At 61.4% G+C, this 21,520-nt stretch carries 18 protein-coding genes; 13 read left to right on the forward strand and 5 right to left on the reverse strand.

Annotated features, from left to right (window positions below; genetic code table 11):
* Positions 1–173: 173 nt before the first annotated feature.
* From dnaN to purF, 4 genes are read left to right on the forward strand one after another with little or no spacing between them, the layout of a single operon-like run.
* Entirely contained in the window at positions 174–1,331 is a 1,158-nt protein-coding gene (gene dnaN / locus SynA1528_RS00005) for a DNA polymerase III subunit beta (RefSeq protein WP_186587122.1), read from the forward strand.
* Position 1,332: 1 nt separating this feature from the next.
* On the forward strand, positions 1,333–2,058 hold the full coding sequence (locus SynA1528_RS00010; RefSeq protein WP_186587123.1) for an RNA methyltransferase: 726 nt from the start codon (positions 1,333–1,335) through the stop codon (positions 2,056–2,058).
* A 44-nt stretch (positions 2,059–2,102) separates the two neighbouring features.
* The gene (purL, locus tag SynA1528_RS00015) at positions 2,103–4,409 is read left to right on the forward strand and encodes a phosphoribosylformylglycinamidine synthase subunit PurL (protein ID WP_186587124.1); all 2,307 of its coding nucleotides are present in this window, start codon (positions 2,103–2,105) and stop codon (positions 4,407–4,409) included.
* A 58-nt stretch (positions 4,410–4,467) separates the two neighbouring features.
* The gene (gene purF, locus SynA1528_RS00020) at positions 4,468–5,898 is read left to right on the forward strand and encodes an amidophosphoribosyltransferase (protein ID WP_286187963.1); all 1,431 of its coding nucleotides are present in this window, start codon (positions 4,468–4,470) and stop codon (positions 5,896–5,898) included.
* On the opposite strand, the gene SynA1528_RS00025 is transcribed toward purF, so the two are convergent.
* From SynA1528_RS00025 to queG, 3 genes are read right to left on the reverse strand one after another with little or no spacing between them, the layout of a single operon-like run.
* Positions 5,899–8,373, reverse strand: coding sequence for a DNA gyrase/topoisomerase IV subunit A (locus SynA1528_RS00025; RefSeq protein WP_186587126.1), 2,475 nt, complete (start codon positions 8,371–8,373; stop codon positions 5,899–5,901).
* 45 nt (positions 8,374–8,418) lie between these two features.
* A complete protein-coding gene (locus SynA1528_RS00030; protein ID WP_186587127.1) occupies positions 8,419–9,300 on the reverse strand; it encodes a tetratricopeptide repeat protein in 882 nt (293 codons plus the stop codon).
* A 20-nt stretch (positions 9,301–9,320) separates the two neighbouring features.
* Complete coding sequence (gene queG / locus SynA1528_RS00035; protein ID WP_186587128.1) at positions 9,321–10,286, reverse strand: tRNA epoxyqueuosine(34) reductase QueG; 966 nt, start codon at positions 10,284–10,286, stop codon at positions 9,321–9,323.
* Positions 10,287–10,320: 34 nt separating this feature from the next.
* On the opposite strand from queG, the gene SynA1528_RS00040 reads away from it, so the two are divergent.
* The 7 genes from SynA1528_RS00040 (at position 10,321) to SynA1528_RS00070 (ending at position 17,519) form a co-directional block, all read left to right on the forward strand.
* On the forward strand, positions 10,321–10,980 hold the full coding sequence (locus SynA1528_RS00040) for an HpsJ family protein (protein WP_186587129.1): 660 nt from the start codon (positions 10,321–10,323) through the stop codon (positions 10,978–10,980).
* A 49-nt stretch (positions 10,981–11,029) separates the two neighbouring features.
* Positions 11,030–11,764, forward strand: a complete 735-nt coding sequence (locus tag SynA1528_RS00045) for a DUF502 domain-containing protein (RefSeq protein ID WP_186587130.1) — start codon at positions 11,030–11,032, stop codon at positions 11,762–11,764.
* Positions 11,765–11,767: 3 nt separating this feature from the next.
* On the forward strand, positions 11,768–12,403 hold the full coding sequence (nusB, locus tag SynA1528_RS00050; RefSeq protein WP_186587131.1) for a transcription antitermination factor NusB: 636 nt from the start codon (positions 11,768–11,770) through the stop codon (positions 12,401–12,403).
* The gene (gene ftsY / locus SynA1528_RS00055) at positions 12,403–13,836 is read left to right on the forward strand and encodes a signal recognition particle-docking protein FtsY (protein WP_186587132.1); all 1,434 of its coding nucleotides are present in this window, start codon (positions 12,403–12,405) and stop codon (positions 13,834–13,836) included. Before nusB ends, ftsY begins: the two co-directional genes overlap by 1 nt.
* A 37-nt stretch (positions 13,837–13,873) precedes the next feature.
* A complete protein-coding gene (locus SynA1528_RS00060) occupies positions 13,874–15,295 on the forward strand; it encodes a PP2C family protein-serine/threonine phosphatase (RefSeq protein ID WP_186587133.1) in 1,422 nt (473 codons plus the stop codon).
* A 20-nt stretch (positions 15,296–15,315) separates the two neighbouring features.
* On the forward strand, positions 15,316–16,731 hold the full coding sequence (gene argH / locus SynA1528_RS00065; protein ID WP_186588201.1) for an argininosuccinate lyase: 1,416 nt from the start codon (positions 15,316–15,318) through the stop codon (positions 16,729–16,731).
* 125 nt (positions 16,732–16,856) lie between these two features.
* On the forward strand, positions 16,857–17,519 hold the full coding sequence (locus tag SynA1528_RS00070) for an RNA recognition motif domain-containing protein (RefSeq protein ID WP_186587134.1): 663 nt from the start codon (positions 16,857–16,859) through the stop codon (positions 17,517–17,519).
* A 5-nt stretch (positions 17,520–17,524) separates the two neighbouring features.
* Here SynA1528_RS00070 and dusA read toward each other — a convergent pair whose 3' ends face one another.
* Positions 17,525–18,517 (reverse strand): tRNA dihydrouridine(20/20a) synthase DusA, encoded by a 993-nt coding sequence (gene dusA, locus SynA1528_RS00075; RefSeq protein ID WP_186587135.1) that lies wholly within the window; start codon positions 18,515–18,517, stop codon positions 17,525–17,527.
* A gap of 41 nt (positions 18,518–18,558) precedes the next feature.
* Between dusA and msrB the strand changes: the two genes are divergently transcribed.
* Both msrB and SynA1528_RS00085 read left to right on the forward strand, forming a co-directional pair.
* On the forward strand, positions 18,559–19,071 hold the full coding sequence (msrB, locus tag SynA1528_RS00080) for a peptide-methionine (R)-S-oxide reductase MsrB (protein ID WP_186587136.1): 513 nt from the start codon (positions 18,559–18,561) through the stop codon (positions 19,069–19,071).
* Entirely contained in the window at positions 18,992–20,314 is a 1,323-nt protein-coding gene (locus SynA1528_RS00085; RefSeq protein ID WP_186587137.1) for a BaiN/RdsA family NAD(P)/FAD-dependent oxidoreductase, read from the forward strand. Before msrB ends, SynA1528_RS00085 begins: the two co-directional genes overlap by 80 nt.
* Here the strand turns inward: SynA1528_RS00085 and SynA1528_RS00090 are convergent.
* Positions 20,289–21,488, reverse strand: coding sequence for a type II secretion system F family protein (locus SynA1528_RS00090; protein WP_286187965.1), 1,200 nt, complete (start codon positions 21,486–21,488; stop codon positions 20,289–20,291). The two genes, SynA1528_RS00085 and SynA1528_RS00090, sit on opposite strands and share 26 nt — an antisense overlap.
* Positions 21,489–21,520: the final 32 nt, after the last annotated feature.

A 21,520-nucleotide genomic window follows, 5' to 3' on the forward strand; every position in this document is an offset into this window, starting at 1 on the left:
AGAGGCAGTGTTCCCCATTTCCCCAGGCCCTACGACGACGGTTTTGGTTTTACTTATTCAAAAGAACTAGAACAAAACAGCCGAATAACGGGTGGGAAAAACCAGCCATTGCGCTTCCTTCTCGGCTGTGAAACGGTGGGGCACCGACACCTAGCGATCAGGCCTGCAGCACGATGAAGGTGGTGTGCTCCCAGTCCGAACTCAACGCCGCGCTGCAGCTCGTGAGCCGTGCTGTGGCGACACGCCCCACCCACCCGGTTCTGGCCAATGTGCTGCTCACCGCCGATGCCGGCACCGATCGCCTCAGCCTGACGGGATTTGATCTCAATCTCGGCATCCAGACCTCGCTTGCGGCAAGCGTTGAGACCAGTGGAGCCATCACGCTTCCGGCACGGTTGCTGGGCGAGATCGTGTCGCGACTGGCCAGTGATTCCCCACTCACGCTCACCACGGAGGAGTCTGGCGAGCAGGTTCAACTCACCAGTCTCAGCGGCAGCTACCAGATGCGGGGCATGCCTGCCGATGACTACCCGGATCTGCCGATGGTGGAAAGCGGCATGACCCTCAAGCTGCAGGCTTCAGGGTTGGTGCAGGCGCTTAAGGGAACCCTGTTCGCCAGCAGCGGCGACGAAGCCAAACAGCTGTTGACCGGTGTGCATCTCAGTTTCACGGACCGAAATCTTGAAGCTGCCGCCACCGATGGTCATCGTTTGGCTGTGCTGCAGGTGGATGATGCCCTCCAGGCTGCGGCTGATGGCACGGAGGGGGATGACGCTGTCTTTGCCGTGACCCTGCCCGCACGATCCCTGCGCGAGGTGGAGCGGCTGATGGCCGGTTGGCGCTCAGAGGACCCGATCAGCCTGTTCTGTGACCGGGGTCAGGTGGTGTTTCTGGCGGCGGATCAGATGGTCACCAGCCGCACGTTGGAGGGGACGTATCCCAACTACCGCCAGCTGATTCCCGATGGATTCAGTCGCACCTTGACCATGGACCGCCGCGCCCTGGTGGGAGCTCTTGAACGCATTGCGGTTCTTGCTGATCAGCACAACAACGTCGTCAAATTCAGCAGTCAGCCTGAATCCGGAGTTGTGCTCATCAGTGCCGATGCGCAGGATGTGGGCAGTGGCTCCGAGTCTCTGGCCGCTGAGCTCAGCGGAGATGCCATTCAGATCGCCTTCAATGTGCGCTACATGCTCGATGGTTTGAAAGCCATGGCTGCAGATCGGGTGGTGCTGCACTGCAATGCACCCACTACACCAGCGGTGTTGCGTCCCGTGGAGGAAAGTGACGGTTTCACTTACCTCGTGATGCCGGTTCAGATCCGCTCCTGAGTTGGCCCTTCCCGACCAGCTTCTGCTCAGTGATCTGCTGCAGCACACCGTGCGCTGCGATCTTGGCCTTGATCACGGCCCCGGCGTGACGGGCTGGATTCACCCTCCGGTTCATCGTCTGTTGGGGTGGGTGAGCCGTCCCTCGGCTCTGAGGATGACCCGAGAGGTGTGGCGGCTGGATCAATGCTGTGGTTTCACGGATCAGCAGGTCTATGTACGGGGCGAGCCGGCCGTCACCGATCCAGCCACCTTGGATCGACTGCCGACCCTTTTGGAGTCGGATCTGTGTGGACGCGATGGGGAGCGTCTGGGTGCGGTGGTGGATCTGGTGTTTGAGCCTTCGACCGGAGCCATCGCCCATTACCTCGTGGCCCGCAGCGATCCCCGCCTGCCCGGAAGTTCCCGATGGCGGCTGACGCCGGAGCGCGTCGTGGATCATCAACCCGGACGGGTGATCACCGCGTTGGCAGGGCTGGATGATCTGCCCCTGACCCGCGCCAGTGTGCGTCAGGATCTGCTGCGTCGCACCCAGCGTTGGCGGGAGCAACTGCGTGACATGGGCGATCGCGCTGGTGATCGACTGGAGGGTTGGCTGGACGACCCCCCATGGGACGAATCGGAGCGTTCTGATCCGCCACAAGCTCGCTCGGAGGCGGGCCCCGAAATCTGGGACGACGAAGGTTGGCGGGATGGTCGACGTCAGCGGGATGAGGATCCCTGGGTCTGATCCCGCCGTCGGCAACACTGGGAACAGCTGCTGGTCAGTCCCGCGTGTCCTCCCCTGCCTACGACGACAGTGCGGCTCTGAAACAGGAAGGTCTGAAACCGTCGGATTGGCAGGAGATCTGTCGACGGCTTGGACGGGAGCCCAACCGTGCTGAGTTGGGGATGTTCGGAGTGATGTGGTCCGAACACTGCTGCTACCGCAATTCCAGGCCATTGCTGCGTGGGTTTCCAACGGAAGGCCCGCGGATTCTGGTGGGGCCGGGTGAGAACGCCGGTGTGGTCGATCTGGGGGATGGCCATCGCTTGGCTTTCAAGATTGAGAGCCACAACCACCCATCGGCGGTGGAGCCCTTTCAAGGGGCTGCCACCGGGGTCGGCGGGATTCTGCGGGACATCTTCACCATGGGAGCCCGCCCGATCGCGCTGCTGAACGCGTTGCGCTTCGGTCCGCTGGAGGATCCAGTCAACGTCGGGCTGATCGAGGGGGTTGTGGCCGGCATCGCCCATTACGGCAATTGCGTTGGCGTACCCACCGTCGGCGGGGAAGTGGCCTTTGATCCGTCCTACGGCGGCAATCCCCTGGTGAATGCCATGGCGCTGGGTCTGATGGAGACCGAGGAGATCGTCAAGTCCGGCGCCCAGGGGGTGGGTAATCCTGTGGTTTACGTGGGCAGCACCACGGGTCGGGATGGCATGGGCGGCGCCAGTTTCGCCAGTGCCGAACTCAGTGCCGACTCCCTGGACGACCGTCCTGCGGTTCAGGTGGGCGATCCGTTTCTGGAGAAGGGGTTGATCGAGGCCTGTCTGGAGGCCTTCGCCAGTGGTGATGTGGTGGCGGCCCAGGACATGGGGGCTGCCGGACTCACCTGCAGTTGTTCGGAAATGGCGGCCAAAGGTGGCCTGGGGGTTGAACTCGACCTCGATCGCGTCCCGGCCCGCGAAGACGGCATGACGGCCTACGAATTTCTGCTCTCGGAGTCCCAGGAGCGGATGTTGTTTGTGGTGAAGGCCGGTCGCGAGGAGGCGCTGATGCAGCGCTTCCGACGCTGGGGTCTGCAGGCAGCCGTGGTGGGTCAGGTGCTGGAGGAACCGGTGGTGCGTGTGCTCCACCACGGCGAGGTGGCTGCTGAGGTGCCGGCCACCGCCCTGGCGGATGACACGCCGATTGAGCAGCACGCCCTGTTGCAGGAGCCCCCGGCGGATCTGCAGCAGCTCTGGCTATGGCAGGAGGGTCAGTTGCCTCCCTTAGAGGACCCATCGGCCGTGCTGTTGAAGCTGCTGGATGATCCAACCATCGCCAGCAAGCGCTGGGTGCATCGTCAGTACGACCAGCAGGTTCTCGCCAACACGGTGGTGTCCTCCGGCGCAGCAGATGCGGCTGTGGTGCGTTTGCGACCACAGCAGGGTCAGGGATCCATGGCAACCGTGCAGCGGGGGGTGGCTGCCACGGTGGATTGTCCGAATCGTTGGGTGGCTCTGGATCCCGAGCGTGGCGCTCAGGCCGCCGTGGCGGAAGCGGCCCGCAACCTGAGTTGCGTTGGTGCGGAACCGCTGGCGATCACCGACAACCTCAACTTCCCTTCACCCGAAACGCCCAAGGGCTACTGGCAGTTGGCCATGGCTTGTCGCGGGATTGCGGATGCCTGCCGTGCTCTGGACACACCCGTCACCGGTGGCAATGTCTCCCTCTACAACGAGACCCGTCGGGATGACGGCACGCTTCAACCGATCCATCCGACTCCAGTGATCGGCATGGTCGGTTTGGTGGAGGACATCGACCGGGTGGTCGGACTGGCTTGGCGTCAACCCGGTGATGCTGTGCTGTTGATGGGTGTTGCACCGGATGAACAGGGGGATGACCGCCTTGGTCTTGCTGGCAGCAGCTATCAAATGCTGGTCAGTGGGGCGCTGGCAGGTCGTCCACCGCGGGTGGACTTTGATCTCGAACGCGGTGTACAGACGTTGTTGCGCCGGGCCATTGCTGCTGGGCTCCTGGCCTCCGCCCATGACAGCAGTGATGGCGGTCTCGCCATAGCCCTGGCGGAAAGCAGCATTGCGTCTGGTCTAAGCGTCGATCTGCGGTTTGACCTGCCGAGCGAAGGTCTGGCTCGGGCCCTGTTCGCCGAAGGTGGTGCGCGGGTGGCGATCTCCGTGAAGGCTGAGTGCCGGCAGCAGTGGGATCAGATGGCGGCTGAATCGATGGTCCCCATCACCGAACTCGGTGTGGTCACGGATGGTTCTGAATTCCGGATCCAGTGCGGTGACAGGGATGTTCAGCTGTCTGTGGCTGATCTGAAGCGGGCCCATCAGGAGGGCTTGACGCGTCGGATCGGGGGTGAGGCAGAATCCTGAAGGAAGTCTGAAGTCGAGGCGCTCAGTGCACGTGCTGGAGGCGGAGCGTCCCGATCGGATGGAAGAGGCCTGCGGCGTCTTCGCCGTTCTGGCCGGAGAACAACCGGTGGCGAACCTGGCCTATTTCGGTCTGTATGCCCTGCAGCACCGAGGCCAGGAATCGGCTGGCATTGCGGTGTTCAACCAGGGCAAGGTGCGCCTCCACAAGGACATGGGGCTCGTCAGTCAGGTGTTTGACCAGGACGTGCTGGCCCGCATGCCGGGAGACCTGGCCATCGGGCATAACCGTTACTCCACCACCGGCAGCAGTCGGGTGTGCAACGCCCAGCCCGTGGTGTTGATGACCCGTCTGGGTGCCTTTGCTCTCGCCCACAACGGCAATCTGGTGAATGCCCGCGAGTTGCGGGAGCTGGTGGATGACGGACAGGCCGAGTTCACCTCGACGACGGATTCGGAACTGATCGCCTTTGCTGTGCAGCAGGCGGTGGACCGTGGTCTCGACTGGACAGCCGCCATTGAGGCCGCACTCAAGCTCTGTCGTGGTGCGTTCAGCCTTGTGATCGGAACGCCGGATGGCCTGTTCGCCGTGCGGGACGGTCATGGCATCCGCCCCTTGGTGTTTGGCACCTTGGGGGATTCAGCCTCCGGTCACTGGGTGGTGAGCAGTGAGACCTGTGGATTGGAGATCATCGGTGCCCGGTATGTGGACGATGTTCAGCCCGGTGAGTTGGTGCGCTTTGCGCTCGGTTCGTCCGAGCCTCAGCGTCGGCGCTGGAGTGAGGAACCGAATCGCCTGTGCGTGTTCGAAATGATCTATTTCGCCAGGCCGGACAGTCAGTTCTTCGGTGAATCTCTGTACAGCTACCGCCAGCGCATCGGTCGCACCCTTGCCCGTGAATCCTGTGTGGATGCTGATCTGGTGATTGGTGTCCCCGATTCAGGCATCCCTGCAGCCATCGGTTTCTCTCAGGAAAGCGGCATTCCCTACGGCGACGGGCTGATCAAGAACCGTTATGTCGGCCGTACTTTCATTCAGCCCACCCAGGCGATGCGGGAAGCGGGAATCCGGGTGAAATTGAACCCCCTGCCGGATGTTCTTGCCGGCAAGCGATTGATCGTCATTGACGATTCGATCGTTCGTGGCACCACCAGTCGCAAATTGGTTGTGGCCCTGCGGGATGCCGGCGCTACCGAGGTGCACATGCGGATTAGTTCACCGCCGGTCACCCATCCCTGCTTCTACGGGATCGACACCGACACCCAGGATCAACTGATTGCGGCACAGATGACCCTGGAACAGATCAAGGATCACCTCAAGGTGGAATCCCTTGCCTATCTGAGCAAGGAGGGAATGCTCGAGGCGGCGAAGGCTGAATCAGGTCATTTCTGCAGCGCCTGTTTCGACGGTCAGTACCCCATCCCCATGGACGAGAAGCTGTTGTCCAGCAAGTTGATGATGGAGCCAGCGGGGATTGCCGCCAGATCTTGATCAGAGGGTCTGCAGGGCGACCATGGAAACAATCTGTTCGTTGCTGTCCAGAGTCAGTTGATCGCCCCAGGCCTTCCCCGCAGCAGCAAGCTCCACTGCGGCGGCGTCCAGCCGTCCATGACGCTTCTGATCGGTCACAATCCCAGCCAGCACATCTCCTGAACAGAGTCCGACAACGGAATCTTCATCTGAACTGAGGTGCACCGCCATCATCCCCAGATCTCCGCGTTGACAACGCCGCAGCGGGGTCAGGTCGATTCGCGTCATCTGACCGTGACGGCTCACCAGCAGCAGGGTGGGATCCGTCTCGGCAACGTTCATGGCCAGGCTGCCCACCAGTTCTTCCCCTGGAAGGAGACGCATAGTCATCGGCCCCTGGGCCAGACGTCCCATTTTGGGCAGCACGGAATCATTCACCGGCAGCCTCAGCAGACGACCCATGCTGCTGACCAGCACCAGGTCGCTGTGTTCACGGCAGATCACCGCAGAGCAAAGGCGCACGCCTTCCTTCAGCTTCACCATGCTCGTGGCTCGGCCGGAAAGATCCAGAACTTCCGTCAGGGGAAGCCGCTTGAAGCGTCCATCACTGCTGAGCAGGCCCAGGCTGAGCTCTTTGCCATCCCCCGTTGGGAGTTGTGTGATGGCGATCAGGGGATCACCATCAAGTCCACTTGGCAGAAACTTCTCCAGGGATCCAGGTTGTTGTCCGGCGAATTCCCAACGGATCAAAGCGACTCGACCACTGGCGCTCACCCCGAGAAGCCGCGGTGAGGGTTCGATCGGAAGGATGAGCTGTGCCGGTGAAGGATGGTCACCCACGGGACAGGCTTCAGACAGGTGCATGCGGCCCAGCACCTGGGGGCTGACCAGTTTCACCTGGCCATCGGCCTGGATCAGCAGGCGTGCATCGGCGGGCAGAGCCGCCAGGGCCTGCTGACGCAGCAGCTCGGTGTTGGGTCGCTGGCTGGCGGCCCGCTCCGCAATCAGGGCATCTCCGCCTTCCACCAGGCGTGTCCGACGCGGTGTGCTGAAGCGTTTTTTCAACGTCTTCAGTTCATCGACCATGGCATCGAGCAACTGATCGCGGTTGTCGAGCAACAGGCGTAACCGCTCCCGTTCCGCCCGTAACTCCTCCAGTTCCTGGCGCAGGCTCTCCTGTTCGAGACCCGTCAATCTGCGCAGTGGCATCGCCAGAACGGCATCGGCCTGACGTTCACTCAGGTCGAGGCGCACCATCAGGCTGGCTCGGGCTGAGGCGGCATCCCGGGCCTCCTGAATCATCGTGATCACCGCTTGAAGGTTGTTCAGCGCGTTGATCAAGCCGTCGACCACCTCAAGTCGATCCTCTGTTTTGCGCAGGGCGTAGCTGGTGCGCCGGATCAGGGTCAGTTCCCTGTAATCCAGGAACGTCTGCAACAACTGACGCAACGAGAGCTGGCGTGGCTGACCATCCACAAGGGCCAGCAGGATGGCTCCGAAGTTGCTCTGCAGCGCTGTGCGTCGTTGCAGGTCCGCCAGCACCTTGGTCGGGTCCGCATCGCGGCGAAGCTCCACCACCACGCGCATGCCATCGCGGTCGCTCTCATCACGGATGTCGGCAATGCCGCCGATCTTTCCGTCGTTCACCGATTCCGCCAGTTTTTCGATCCAGCCGGCTTTGCTCAGCTGATACGGAAGTTCCGTCACCACGACGGCGTTGCGTTTGTGACGCCCTTTCCCGGGTTGTACCTCTTCGATGTGGGCAACCCCCCGCATGGGGATGCTGCCGCGTCCGGCCAGGTAGGTGTCCTGTAAGCCACTGCTGAGCAGTACCTCTCCACCGGTCGGAAAATCGGGTCCCGGAATCAGGGCCAGCAGTTTGTTGTCGCCCAGTTCCGGCTGGCGAATCAAGGCCACCAGGCCGTCCACCACTTCACCGAGATTGTGAGGGGGAATGCTGGTGGCCATGCCCACGGCGATGCCCGAACAACCGTTGAGCAACAGGAAGGGCAGTTGCGCCGGCAGCACGGTGGGTTCCTGCTGGGACCCATCGAAATTCGGTGCGAAATCAACGGTGTCGTCGCCGATCTCCTCCAGCAGGGCCTGGTGGGCGATGGGAGCTAACCGTGTTTCGGTGTATCGCATGGCGGCCGGCGGATCATCGTCCACCGATCCGAAGTTGCCATGGCCATCCAGCAGTGGGTGGCGACTGGCAAAGGTTTGAACAAGCCGGACCAAGGCGTCGTAAACCGCTTGATCGCCATGGGGGTGGTATTTGCCGAGGACGTCACCGACGACGCGGGCGCACTTCCGATAGGGGCGGTCCGGGGTGAGCCCCAGTTCCTGCATGGCATAGAGAATCCGGCGCTGAACCGGTTTCAGGCCGTCGCGGGCATCGGGCAGTGCCCGGCCCACGATCACGCTCATGGCGTATTCGAGGTAGGAGCGCTGCATCTCCTGATGCAGAGCAATCGATTCAACGCGCTCCTCAGCCATGTCGTCCGCTTGTTCCGACGCGGAAGGCGCTCAGCCTACAGATGTTCACCGGCGTTGTTTCCAGGTGGCATTGGCCTGGGCTCGCTCCACGCTGCTGGCCATGTCTGGTGAGGCCAACAGACGCGCTGCTGCTTGGCGAATTTTCCCTCCCCAAAGCTGTTCCACCTGATGGGGCGGCAGAACGTAATTGGGTTCCTTGGCTAAGGCCTCACGAGCCAGATTGAACGCATCGTCGGAATCGTCTCCACGCTGGTGAAGGGCTGCCGCGAGAGCCAGCAGCGGTTCTGCATTTTTTTCGATTCGGAGCACAGCGCGCCAGCGCTGGATCGCTTCATCGGTGTTTCCCATTTCATAGAGCACAAGGGCCTGATTGTTGAGGGCTTCCCAAAAATCCGGCTTCAGGCCCGTGGCTTGTTCAAAGGAACCAAGGGCATTGGAGAGATCGTCCAGCATGATCCAGGCATTGCCCAGATCGAAGTATCCAGCAGGGTTTTTGGGGTCGAGTTCCAGTCCGCGTTGAATCAGTGGAATGGCTTCCTCAGGTTGCTCATCTCGCAGAGCGAGAGCACCTTGCGCAAACCAGAGACCGGCTTTGTCTGGATTGAGCTCTTTGGCACGGGCCAGGGACTGGCCGGCTTGCTCAAGGTCGTCGCTGCGCAGTTGTGCCTCTGCCAGGACGGACCACAGCCGTTCGTCCTGAGGATCCAATCGAACCGCCAGGGCTGCCAGCTTTGCCGCTTCTTGCGGTTGACCCATCTGAAGCAGCTGGGCCGCCGTACGTCCGATCCCAATGGCCGATCCCTTCAATTCTTCTGAACTGGGGACGTAGACGTAGGGAACAACGGCTTTCGCAGCCGGCGCGCCTGCGATGGCTGCGACGCTGAGCAACGCAGCCAGGAAGCACTCACGAATCCTGTTGTTCGGCACGCCGTTGCGTTCAGGAATTCTCAAAGGCTAGAGGGAGGATTCGGTTGTGCTGCCGCAGCATTGCGTCGCCACATCCAGGGTTTGATCCGGCGCAGAGCCGACCCCTGCAGGTTGGCGTTCCAGGTTGATAAGTCCCAGCTGTCCACATCCCTTTTGTGCAGATCGAGAAGCCAGGGGCGTGGTTGCAGCTCCGGGTCGTCACTGCTCGGCAGCCGTTGGTGGTTCCAAGGGCAGACCTCCTGGCAGATGTCGCAGCCGGCGACCCAGGGGCCGAGGGCATCGGCGATCTCCTCTGGAAGCTTTTCATCGCGATTTTCGATGGTGTGATACGCGATACATCGGCGTGAATCGACGACGAATGGTTCTGTGATGGCGTCCGTCGGGCAGGCCTCCATGCAGGCCCTGCAGCGACCGCAAAGACTTCGTGCCGGTTCATCGGCTTCAAGATCCAGGGTGGTGAGCAGATGGCCGATCACCATCCACGATCCCCGTTGGCTGTTGATCAGATTGCTGTGTTTCCCGATCCAGCCCAGACCGGCTTCCTCCGCCCAGGCTTTGTCCAGCAAAGGCGCGGAATCCACGCAAGCTCTCCATTCGCAGTCCGGACGCTGGTTGGACAACCAACGCCCCACGCGGCGGAGCCGCTGGTCCACAACCCGGTGGTAATCCCGTCCCCATCCGTAGCGAGCAACCCGGAGTGCCCCCGGCGTCGCTTGGGTGTCCACGTGGTAATTGAGCCCCACGGCCAGAAGGCTCCTGGTGCCGCTCAACAAGCTGGTGGGGTCCTTTCTGCGGGGCGCGGCCATCCAGCCCATGTCCGCCTGATGACCGGCCTCCAGCCAACGCTGCAAGGCAGCTGTTCGGAGCTGAAGCCTTGCTCCCCCTGGAACTTTCGCGATTCCGACCGGTGAAAATCCCTCGGCTTGAGCCCGTTGCTTCAGCGCTTCACTGAGCTGCTGATCGGAAATGGTTGGCAGCTTTGGCATCGACCCTAGGATCGACTGATACAAGCATTCTCACGTGGCTTCAACGGAAACAGGAGCAACGGATAGCCGTCTGGCGCCGCTGCTGCGCTGGCTCGGCCTCACCATGGTCGTGATTCTGTTGCTGCAGTTAGCCGCCGTCCTTGTGGGGATCGACTGGTCGGATGACAGCACGCGGCCCCAGGTGACCGGTCCGCTGGTGGCCCTGGCTCCGTTGGGATTTCTTGGGCTTCTGGTGGCCTTGTTGGGTTCACGCTTGGAGATCCCCCATCGTCGCCACACGCCTCTGCGGTGGGTGATCTGCTGTCTTTCCAGTCTTCTTGCGCTGGGGATGCTGGTGGCGATTCCGTTTTCCCTGGATGGAGAATCCGCTGACCCAGCCCAGGCTCAGAACCTCGAGCAGGGCCGTCAGGCCCTCGTCGAAGCCAGGCAGTTCCGTGAGGATGATCAACGGGTCAAGGCCGTTGGTGAACAACTGGCGCAGGCAGGTCAGCTGGCGGCTGACGCCAGTGATGAAGACAAGGTCAAAGCTGCTGAAACGTTGATCGATGAGCAGATCGCGCAGATGGATCAGCAGCTCAAGAAAGTTGAGGGTCAACAGAGGCGCCTGAGCCAGCAACGGTTGATCGGCGGCACGGCCAGTGCCGTGGTTCTGGCCGTGACCTTTGTTTTGATGGCGCTCACGGCGGTGCTCTGATCGCTGGTTAGGTTGGTCTGACTCAATCGATCCCAGGCGCAGAGGCTCCTTGGTCCAGACCAACCCCAGGCCTGATCTGCCGTTGTCCTCCAGGCTTCGGCAGGATCTCAAAAATGATCTGATCGCTGGACTGCTGGTGGTCATTCCACTGGCGACCACCATCTGGCTTTCCACGGTGGTCAGTCGCTTTGTGCTGGCGTTTCTGACGTCTGTTCCAAAGCAGCTCAATCCATTCATCACCCTTAATCCTCTGCTTCAGGATCTGATCAACCTGGCGCTCGGTCTCACCGTTCCCCTGATGGGGATCCTGCTGATCGGACTGATGGCCAGGAACATTGTCGGCCGCTGGCTGCTGGAGTTCGGTGAGGGCACCCTCAGCCGTATTCCTTTCGCTGGTTCGGTTTACAAAACGCTCAAGCAGCTGTTGGAAACGTTTTTGAGGGATAACTCAACGCGTTTTCGGCGGGTTGTTCTGGTCGAATATCCCCGCGAAGGATTGTTCAGTGTCGGCTTTGTCACGGGAGAGGTTGGACCCTCCTTGCGTTCGGATCTCGATCAACCGCTCTTGAGTGTGTTCATTCCGACGGCTCCCAACCCCACGACGGGTTGGTACACCCTTGTGCCAGAAGCAGGTGTTCGTGAGCTGAACATCAGCGTTGAAGAGGCGTTCCGCACCATCATTTCCGCCGGCATCGTCAATCCCGATGATCGTGAAGCACCGGTGAATCGCAGTTTCTCCAGCCTGATTGCCCAGTTGCGGGCATCGGCCTCCCCCTCCAGTTGATCTATGGCCACCCGATCTCTTGCCCGTGAGCTGGCCTTGCTTGTGCTCGGTCAGGTTTCTGATCAAAAACCCATTGCGATGGCCGATCTGGCCATGGATTCAGTGCTGGAAAAGGCGCTGGAAAGCCTCATGCAGCACTGGCGCGAATCGCTGGACTCCAGTGCTTCCGAGCTGGAGCAGGCTCAGCAGACACTTTTGGATAGTGAACTCAAGGGTGATGCCTCCGCAGGGATGCCCACGAGTCGGGATCATCTGCGCAGCTGTTTGACCATGGCGGAGCAGGTGCTCAATGGTTTGTCCGCCAGCCTTGAACTGCCTCGCTTGCTGATGCTGGGGGATCAGGAGCAGATTCGCCATGGTGCGATGGAGCGCGTTTCATGCGTTCTGGACAAGCGCGATCGCATTGATGCCGAGCTCGATTTAGTGATGGAGGGATGGCGGCTCAGCCGGCTTCCGCGTCTCGATCGCGACATCCTGCGGTTGGCGGTTGTTGATCTTCGCGATCTGGGCACACCGGCACCTGTTGCCTTCAGTGAAGCTGTTGAGCTCGCCAATCGCTACAGCGATGAACAGGGTCGCCGGATGATCAACGGTGTCCTGAGACGGTTCCACGATGCAGCGTCCAAGGCGGTGGGCTGATGGTTTACGACTGGTTCAACCGCGGTGGTGTCGAACAGCCGGGACCAACACCGGCTCCTGAATCCACACCGGAACCGACGACCGAACCGGTCGCGGCATCACCCGAAGACGATGCCTTGGCGTGGGCCCGTGAGGCCTATGCCCGCCTTAAGGCGCAACAGGCCCAGGCTGCTGAGACTCAGCCATCCCCGACTCCTCCTCCGACATCACCCCCCCCTCCGACACCTGCACCGGAGCCAACGCCAACTCCAACGCCAACTCCAACTCAGGGTCTGTCCCTGCTTGAACAGGCTGCTGCTCAGCGGCAGCAACGGCAGCAGGATCTTGACGCCAGAGCTCTGGAGCCTGAGCCGACACCAACACCAACACCAATTTCACCGCCGGTTCAAACCGCTGAGGTTTCCGACGAACCCTCCCTCGGTGACTTCGATGAGGATTTCACCTGGTCAGCGGAGGTGCTCGCCGCGCAGGGACGGCGTGTGGATGACATCTCGTTGGAGGAGATCGATTGGCTGGGTCGACTCCGCCGTGGCCTTGAAAAAACGCGACAGGGATTCGTCAGCGGTCTGCTGGAGAACCTGGGTGACGATCCCCTCACGCCGGAGGTCCTCGATGATCTGGAAACACTGCTCCTCCGCGCCGATGCCGGGGTTCAGGCAACGGATCAGTTGCTTGATGCCCTGCGTCAGCGCATGAACGTGGAGGTGGTGGATCCTGCTGAGGGCATCCGCTTCCTCAAGGAACAGCTTCGCGGTTTGCTGGATGCACCGATTGCCGCCAGTGGCGCTCAACTGCTCGCCCCTGAACGGGATCGCCTCAACATCTGGTTGATGGTTGGTGTGAATGGGGTGGGCAAGACCACGACCCTTGGCAAGTTGGCCAACCTTGCGGTGCGAAGTGGTTACTCGGCCTTGATCGCTGCAGCGGACACCTTTCGCGCTGCCGCGGTTCAGCAGGTTCAGGTCTGGGGTGAGCGCAGTGATGTGCCAGTGGTCTCCAATCCCAGCAACAACGCGGATCCCGCAGCTGTGGTGTTCGATGCCATTGGTTCTGCCCGGTCGCGGGGAACCGACCTACTGCTCGTGGATACAGCCGGGCGCTTGCAGACCAAGCACAACCTTATGGAGGAGCTGCAGAAGGTCCGCAAGATCATTGACCGCCTGGCGCCGGAGGCCAAGGTGGAATCGCTCCTGATTCTGGATGCCAGTCAGGGGCAGAACGGACTGCGACAGGCGATGGCTTTTGCTGAAGCCGCAGGGTTGACAGGGGTTGTGATCACCAAGCTCGATGGCACAGCCCGAGGTGGTGTTGCCCTTGCTGTGTCGTCAGAAGCCGGTTTACCAATTCGCTTCATCGGGGCTGGTGAAGGAATCCGCGATCTCCGACCCTTCAACAGCTACGAATTCGTTGAAGCTTTGCTGGCCGGACGCTGAGGCGTTGCTACGTTTCGGCTCCTGAGGGGGCTGAGCCGTGAGCAGCAAGCCGCCTCGCCGGCATTCCACTCCACCCCTGCGCGGTGTCACACCAGCCCCGCAGGCGATGGCGTCGCTGCGGCAGCTGTTCGACAGCTTGAGTCATGAGCAGCGGCGTAATCAGGATCTTCTGGTGTCGCTGGGATTTGCTCAGCGCAGCTTCACCAACCTGAACCGTTTTCTGGAGTTGGTGCCCGTCGTGGCAGCCCGTCTCGTGGGAGTGCAAGGGGCGATTCTTGTGCCCTTCCAGACCGACGGTCGACTCTGGAGGGAGCAGTTGCAGGCGGTTCCCGCAGAGAGAAGTCAGGATTTACTGGGGCGTCTGGCGGCTTTCAAGCCAGGTCATGGTGCTGGTTTCGGTACCGATGACGATCAGCTGCTGTTGATGGATCGCTTGGTGCAGCAGCAGTGTCCGGGGGCAGGCATCTTTGCCACTTCGGTGGTGGCACGGGGACGCTCTCGAGGGCGTTTGTACGTGTTTGAACCGTCGGGAGACCTCGTCTGGACCGATGTCCATCGCCGTCATGTTCAGTTGGTGGCGGATCTGGTCGGTGTCGCGATTGAAAACGACCAGTTGCTCCAGGAGGCCCGCCGTCATGAACGGGTGGATCGTCAACTCAGCATCGGCGCGGAGATCCAGGCACAACTGCTGCCGGATCATTGCCCGGTGATTGAGGGAGTCGAACTGGCGGCACGCTGCCGACCTGCTTTTCAGGTTGGCGGTGATTACTACGACTTCATTCCGACCCGTCCGGAACTCTCGGGCCGCCGTCGGGAACGGGGCCGTTGGGCCCTGGTGATGGGTGATGTGATGGGAAAGGGTGTGCCGGCTGGCCTGTTGATGACCATGCTGCGAGGCATGCTTCGGGCCGAGGTGCTCAGCGGACTGCCACCGGATCGAATCCTGCACGACCTGAACCAACTGGCTCAGGAGGATCTGGCCCAGTCCCACCGTTTCGTGACGCTGTTTTATTCGGATTTCGATCCCCGCAGCCGCCGCTTGCGTTACGCCAACGCAGCCCATAACCCACCTCTGCTGTGGCGCGCCGAACGTCGGAGCATCAGTCGTTTGGATGCCGCAGGGTTGTTGATCGGTCTCCAACCCGAAGCGGACTACGGCCTCGGCGAGGTCCGCCTCGATCCAGGCGACGTTCTGCTTTACTACACCGACGGCGTCACCGAGGCTCCCGGCCTGACGGGCGACCGATTTGATGAAGCTCGTCTGATCCGCACACTCGATGGTGCCTGCCGCAGTTGTCAGGGAGCCCAGGGGGTTTTGGACCATCTGTTTGATCGACTCGATCGTTTCGTCGGGGCGGATCACCACTTGGAAGACGATGCCTCGATGGTGGTCCTCAAAGTTCCTGAGGCTGTCAGCCTGCCGAGTGTGTCGCCGTCCATCAGCCGCCTGACAAGCTGAGGAGATTGGCAGGGCAATCCATGGCGGGTGTGACCGGTGGCGCCGCGGGCGCATGGAGTGATCGTTTTGAACAGGGACTTCATCCCTTCATCGAGGCGTTCAACGCATCCATCGGCTTTGATCTGACGTTGCTTCAGGAGGACCTGGACGGCTCCATTGCCCATGCCCGGATGCTGGCGAGCTGTGGGGTGATCGCTGAGGAGGAAGCTGTTCAGTTGGTGGAGGGTCTGGAAACCATCCGCTTGGAGGCAGCCGAGGGGCGCTTCAACCCAGGTCTGGCGGATGAAGATGTTCATTTCGCTGTGGAGCGGCGGCTGATCGCCTTGGTGGGGTCTGTTGGGAAAAAGCTCCACACAGGCCGCAGTCGCAATGATCAGGTGGGCACGGACCTTCGCCTCTGGTTGCGGCGACGGCTCGATGAGATCGATCACGATCTGCAGCGGCTTCAGAGGGCTCTGCTGGATCAGGCGGATCGCCACAAGGCCACTATGATTCCCGGTTACACGCACCTGCAGCGCGCCCAGCCCCTGTGTCTGGCGCACCATCTGCTTGCCTACATCGAGATGCTGCAGCGGGATCGTGAGCGACTTCAAGACGTCCGCGGTCGCGTCAACATCTGTCCCCTCGGGGCTGCAGCTCTGGCAGGGACGCCCGTGCCGATCGATCGGCGCCGGACTGCGAACGACTTGGGTTTTGACGCGATTTATGCCAACAGCCTCGACGCCGTCAGCGATCGGGATTTCTGCGTCGAATTTTCAACAGCAGCATCCCTGGTGATGGCCCATCTCAGCCGTCTTGCTGAGGAGGTGATCGCCTGGGCTTCGGAGGAATTCGGGTTTGTTCGGTTGAGTGATCGCTGTGCCACGGGCAGCAGCCTGATGCCGCAGAAGAAGAACCCCGATGTGCCGGAGTTGGTGCGGGGGAAATGCGGCCGCGTCTTTGGCCATGTGCAGGGACTGCTGACGATGATCAAAGGCCTTCCTTTGGCCTACAACAAGGATTTTCAGGAAGACAAGGAAGCACTGTTTGATGCCTATCGGACCACCCGAGACTGTGTTGAGGCGATGGCAATTTTGTTCGAGGAGGGGTTGGAGTTCCGCATCGACCGTCTCAATCAGGCGGTGGAAAGTGATTTTTCCAATGCCACAGATGTGGCGGATTACCTGGTGGCTCGGGGTGTTCCCTTTCGCGAGGCTTATCAACTGGTTGGGGCTGTTGTGCGGCGCTGCCTCGATCGCGGTTGTCTGCTGCGGGAACTCAGCCTGGAGGAATGGAAGGACTTGCACCCTGCCTTCGAAGCCGATTTGCATGATGCACTCGCCCCCCGTGCGGTGGTGTCAGCCCGTCGCAGTGAAGGTGGAACAGGATTCGATCGCGTTCAAAAGCAGATCAAGCTCTGGCAAGAACGCCTGAAAGATTCTGCAGTTGGTGGATGACTGCACTGCTCTACCGGGACTACGATTGACAAGTCAGCGGGTAGTCATGTCTTGTTCAAGTCATGCTCCGCTGGTGATGGCACAAGCCACTTCGGTTCTTTTCTCGTACCCGGTCCACTCAGAACGTGAGCATTTTTGTCGGCAACCTTCCCTTCCGCGCTGAGCAGGAGGATGTCATTGAACTGTTTGCCCAGTTCGGCGAAGTCGCGAACTGTGCCCTTCCCCTGGAGCGGGACACCGGTCGAAAGCGTGGTTTTGCCTTTGTCGAGATGGCTGATGAAGCCGTTGAAGACGCCGCGATTGAAGGGCTTCAGGGTGCTGAGCTGATGGGTCGCCCTCTTCGCATCAACAAAGCTGAGCCCCGCGGCAGCGCACCTCGTCGTGGTGGCGGTGGTTATGGCGGCGGCGGTGGTGGCGGTGGTGGCTACCGCGGCGGTGGTGGAGATGGTGGTTACGGCGGTGGCGGCGGTGGTGGCTACCGCGGCGGCGGTGGAGATGGTGGTTACGGCGGTGGCGGCGGCGGTGGCTACCGCGGTGGCGGTGGAGATGGTGGTTACGGCGGTGGCGGCGGCGGTGGCTACCGCGGTGGCGGTGGTTACGGCGGTGGTGGAGATGCCGGCGAACGGCGTTCCGGTGCCCGTGGCTGGGAAGACCGCAGCTATGGCGCCCGCGACAACGCTGGTGAAGCTGGTGGTGGAGATGACGACGGTCGCAGCCGTCGCCGTCGTGGCTCCTCCACCGGTGGTGGTGGCGACGATTATTCCGGATATGGAGGTGCTGAGGGCTGAGGCCCTCAGAGGCCGGCGTCACGCAATTGCCGTCCGGCCTCTTCCAGAACCGTGAGATCAGCTCCGGGCCGTTGAGCGCGTTCCCCCAGCTCTCGGCGCCAATGTCTGGCTCCCCTGACCCCTTCCACCAGTTGCACCAGGTGGCGACAGAGATCCCAGAGTCGACCGCCTCGGCTGAGGTGGGCGTAGGCATGGGGGATGAGGCCAGACACCACATCGGAGGCCAGGACCTTTCGGGCTGGTTCGCCGAAGACAAGGTTGTCCATCGATGCCCATCGCAGGGGGTGGGCATAGGCCGCCCGTCCCACCATGGCGCCATCACAGTGCGCGAGTGCTTGCAGACAATCGTCGGGTGACTCCAATCCGCCGTTCAGTTCGATGGTGAGGTGGGGCCGTCTCCGTTTCAGAGCCTGCACACGGTCGTGCTGCAGCGGGGGGATTGTCCGGTTCTGCTTCGGGTCCAGACCGTCCAGCCAGGCCTTGCGGGCATGCACCGAAAAACGGCTTGCCCCTGCCATCGCCACCCGGTCGACGAAGTCGGTCAGACGCTCATCGCTGTCAAGATCATCGATTCCGATGCGGTGTTTGACCGTCACCGGCAGTGAACTGGCCTTCGCCATGGCTTCAACACAGCGAGCCACCAGGTCCGGCTCCGCCATCAGACAGGCTCCGAAGTTGCCGGCTTGCACCTTCTGACTGGGGCAGCCCACGTTGAGGTTGATCTCGTCGTAGTTCCAGTCGCTGGCGAGCCGTGCGGCATCAGCCAGGAGCGCTGGGTCGTCTCCCCCCACCTGCAGAGCGATTGGATGCTCGACAGGGTCAAAATCCAGCAGCCTGTCGCGGCGGTTGGTGTGATGCAGAGCCTGCGCCACCACCATCTCGGAGTAGAGAAGGGCATGGCGGCTGATCTGTCGCATCAGCACGCGAAAATGACGGTCCGTGCAATCCAGCATCGGTGCCACGCTGAAGCGGTAGGCAGCGGTTTCGGCGGCGGTCATGAATCCATTAGAACCTTCTGAGACGACTGTTTGAGGTGGCAATGGCGCTCAACGCTGTGTTTCTGTCCCGTCGTTCCCTATTGTTGGGTTCCATCGCCGGTGCCTTCGGCAGCAGCTGGTGGCCGCGGCCGGTGCTGGCGGCATCAAAAGCAACTGATGCAAGCTGGGATCTCAGTGCAGAGCAGTGGCGTCAGCGCTTGTCACCCGAGGCCTACGACGTGCTGCGCAATGAGGGCACCGAGCGGCCGTTCACCAGTCCATTGAATGATGAGAAGCGCAGTGGCACGTTCCACTGCGCCGGTTGCGATCAGCCGTTGTTCTCCTCGGAGGCGAAGTTCGACAGCGGCACCGGTTGGCCGAGCTTCTGGCAGCCGTTGCAGGGTGGCATCGCGACGAAAGTAGATTTCAAATTGATCATTCCCCGTACGGAATACCACTGCAGCCGCTGCGGTGGGCATCAGGGCCACGTGTTCAATGACGGACCCCGACCGACGGGCAAGCGCTACTGCAACAACGGCGTCGCCCTTGTCTTCCGACCCGCAGACTCAGTTTGATTTTCTCGTCGTCGGTGGTGGTGCTGCCGGCTTCATGGCGGCGATCACAGCCGCCGAACAGGGGCTACAGCGAGTCCTGGTGCTGGAAGCCACGCCGGAGCCCCTGTCCAAGGTTCGATTGAGTGGAGGCGGTCGCTGCAACGTGACCCATGCCTGTTGGGATCCAACCGAGCTGGTGGGTCACTACCCCAGGGGTCAGCGGCCCCTGCGGGGGCCATTCAGTCGTTTTGCCAGTGGTGATGCCGTTGCATGGTTCGCTGATCGCGGCCTGGATCTGGTGGAGGAGGACGACGGCCGCATGTTTCCTCAGGCCAATCGCTCGTCCGCAGTGGTGAATTGCCTGCGGCAGGCCGCGAAACGGTCCGGGGTTCAGCTGATCACAGGTTCTGCGGTTCAAGCCGTGGCCGGCGACATCAGCGGTGGGTTCGTGGCCTCCTGTCGCGGTGGTGGCAGGTTTCATGCAAAGCGCGTGCTGTTGGCTACGGGAGGACACCCCAGTGGACGACGGTTGGCGGGCCAGCTGGGCCATCGGTTGATCCCCCCGGTGCCTTCCCTGTTTTCATTGACGTTGGATGCTCCCCAGTTGCTGGGTTGCGCCGGCATCGCCCTCGATGATGTGGCGCTCACGCTCGAGGTGGGAGACGAGCGCTTCCACCAGGTCGGTCGGGTGCTGATCACCCACTGGGGTCTCAGTGGACCGGCGACGTTGCGGCTTACGGCCTTCGCCGCCAGGGCCCTTCAGGCATCGCGTTACCGCGCGACGTTGAGTGTGAGCTGGTGCGCTGGTTGGTCCCAGGGGGATCTCCTGGCTGCGTTGCGGAACCAGCGAACCCAGGCTGCTCGTCGCACCCTCGTTGCTTCACGACCATTGGCCGCTCATCTGCCACGACGACTTTGGATCTCGATGTTGGAGGAGGTTGGTGTCGCTGCTGATCAGCGCTGGGCGGACTGTCCAGCGAAGTTGGAGAGGGGGCTCTTCGATCGGTTGCAGCAATGTCGTTATCCCGTGAAGGGTCGCGGACCATTTGGGGAGGAATTCGTGACCGCTGGTGGCGTGGATCTGGGTGAAATCAACCTGGCCACCATGGAGAGCCGCTGCTGCCCCGGTTTGCATCTGGCGGGTGAGTTGATGGATGTGGATGGGGTCACAGGCGGCTTCAACTTTCAGCACTGCTGGACCAGTGGTTGGCTCGCCGGCCAGTCCGTTGCCGAGCAGCTCACTGGATCTGATCGAACACTGTGAACATCGGCAGATACATAGCCAGAAGAATCGATCCGACAATGCCTCCCACCACCACGATCATTGCGGGCTCCAGCATGGAGGTGAGTGCCTTCACCATGGCTCCGACTTCGTCTTCGTAGAAATCAGCGACCTTGCTGAGCATCTTGTCCATCTCACCGGTTTCTTCGCCGATGGCCAACATGTTGAGCGCCATATCGGGGAGCACTTTCTGACGAATCAAGGCTGTGCTGAGCAGAACGCCCTCCTGCACCATCGTTCTTGAGGCCAGGATTGCATCAGAAATGATCGAGTTCCCTGCGGTCTGACTGGAGATTTCCATGGACATCAAGATGGGAACACCGGCGCGGGTTAGGGAGCTGAAGATTCGACAGAACTGGGCGGTGGCGGTCATCAGAATCAGCTCACCGAACAGCGGCAGCTTGAGGATCAGTCGGTCGATGACCCGTCGTCCGTTGTGGGTTCCGTAATAACGCGCGAACAGCCAGATGATCAGCAGCAGGGCTCCAACGAAATACAGAGCCACTGTTGATCGCAGGAGTTCACTGAAATTCACCAGCAACTGTGTGAATGCGGGGAGTTCGGCCCCCAGATCTTCAAAGATTCCGGCGAAGGTAGGAATCAGGAAAATGGTCATCCCCAGAAACACCAGGATCGCGATCACCAGAACGGCAACGGGATAGCCAAGGGCTCCCTTGATCTGGTTCTGCAGCTTGGCGTTGTCTTCCAGAAGTTTGGCCAGCGGTTTCATTGCTTCATCCAGAACGCCTCCGGCTTCGCCGGCTTCCACCATGGCGATGCTGAGCTGATCGAAAACCTTGGGCCACTCCCGAATCGCGCTGCCCAGGGCGATTCCCTCGTTGACATCCAGGCTCACCTTGGTCAGCGCCCGCTTGAACATCGGCAGCTTCTGCTGGGTCGCCATCAGATCCAGGCTGCGCACGATCGGAACGCCGGCATCCACAAGTGCCGCCAGCTTGCTGGCGAAAACCGCTTTCTCCTTGACGCCTGGAGCCTTCTCGAAGGTCGTGCCGAGGTCGATGGAGAACAAGCTCTTGCCCTCGCCGGAGCCGTCAGCCCCGTTGTTCTGACCGGAAGGAGCAGGTCGCAGCTCTGTGGCTCGAATTCCACGACGGCGAAGCTGTTTGCGGGCGTCTGCCAGATCCACGGCCTTGATTGTCAGGTTGCGGGGTTGACCGCTTGGACCGG

Origin of the sequence: Synechococcus sp. A15-28 (assembly GCF_014280175.1) — a bacterium.
Classification (GTDB): domain Bacteria; phylum Cyanobacteriota; class Cyanobacteriia; order PCC-6307; family Cyanobiaceae; genus Parasynechococcus.

What these genes read in the sequence shown, in the direction of transcription:
- purF (WP_286187963.1), top strand. Translation starts at nt 4,468, where the DNA reads ATGGAAGAGGCCTGCGGCGTCTTCGCCGTTCTGGCCGGAGAACAACCG.
- SynA1528_RS00085 (WP_186587137.1), top strand. Translation starts at nt 18,992, where the DNA reads ATGACGGACCCCGACCGACGGGCAAGCGCTACTGCAACAACGGCGTCG.
- ftsY (WP_186587132.1), top strand. Translation starts at nt 12,403, where the DNA reads ATGGTTTACGACTGGTTCAACCGCGGTGGTGTCGAACAGCCGGGACCA.
- dusA (WP_186587135.1), bottom strand. Translation starts at nt 18,517, where the DNA reads ATGACCGCCGCCGAAACCGCTGCCTACCGCTTCAGCGTGGCACCGATG.
- queG (WP_186587128.1), bottom strand. Translation starts at nt 10,286, where the DNA reads ATGCCAAAGCTGCCAACCATTTCCGATCAGCAGCTCAGTGAAGCGCTG.
- dnaN (WP_186587122.1), top strand. Translation starts at nt 174, where the DNA reads ATGAAGGTGGTGTGCTCCCAGTCCGAACTCAACGCCGCGCTGCAGCTC.
- SynA1528_RS00025 (WP_186587126.1), bottom strand. Translation starts at nt 8,373, where the DNA reads ATGGCTGAGGAGCGCGTTGAATCGATTGCTCTGCATCAGGAGATGCAG.
- nusB (WP_186587131.1), top strand. Translation starts at nt 11,768, where the DNA reads ATGGCCACCCGATCTCTTGCCCGTGAGCTGGCCTTGCTTGTGCTCGGT.
- msrB (WP_186587136.1), top strand. Translation starts at nt 18,559, where the DNA reads ATGGCGCTCAACGCTGTGTTTCTGTCCCGTCGTTCCCTATTGTTGGGT.
- argH (WP_186588201.1), top strand. Translation starts at nt 15,316, where the DNA reads ATGGCGGGTGTGACCGGTGGCGCCGCGGGCGCATGGAGTGATCGTTTT.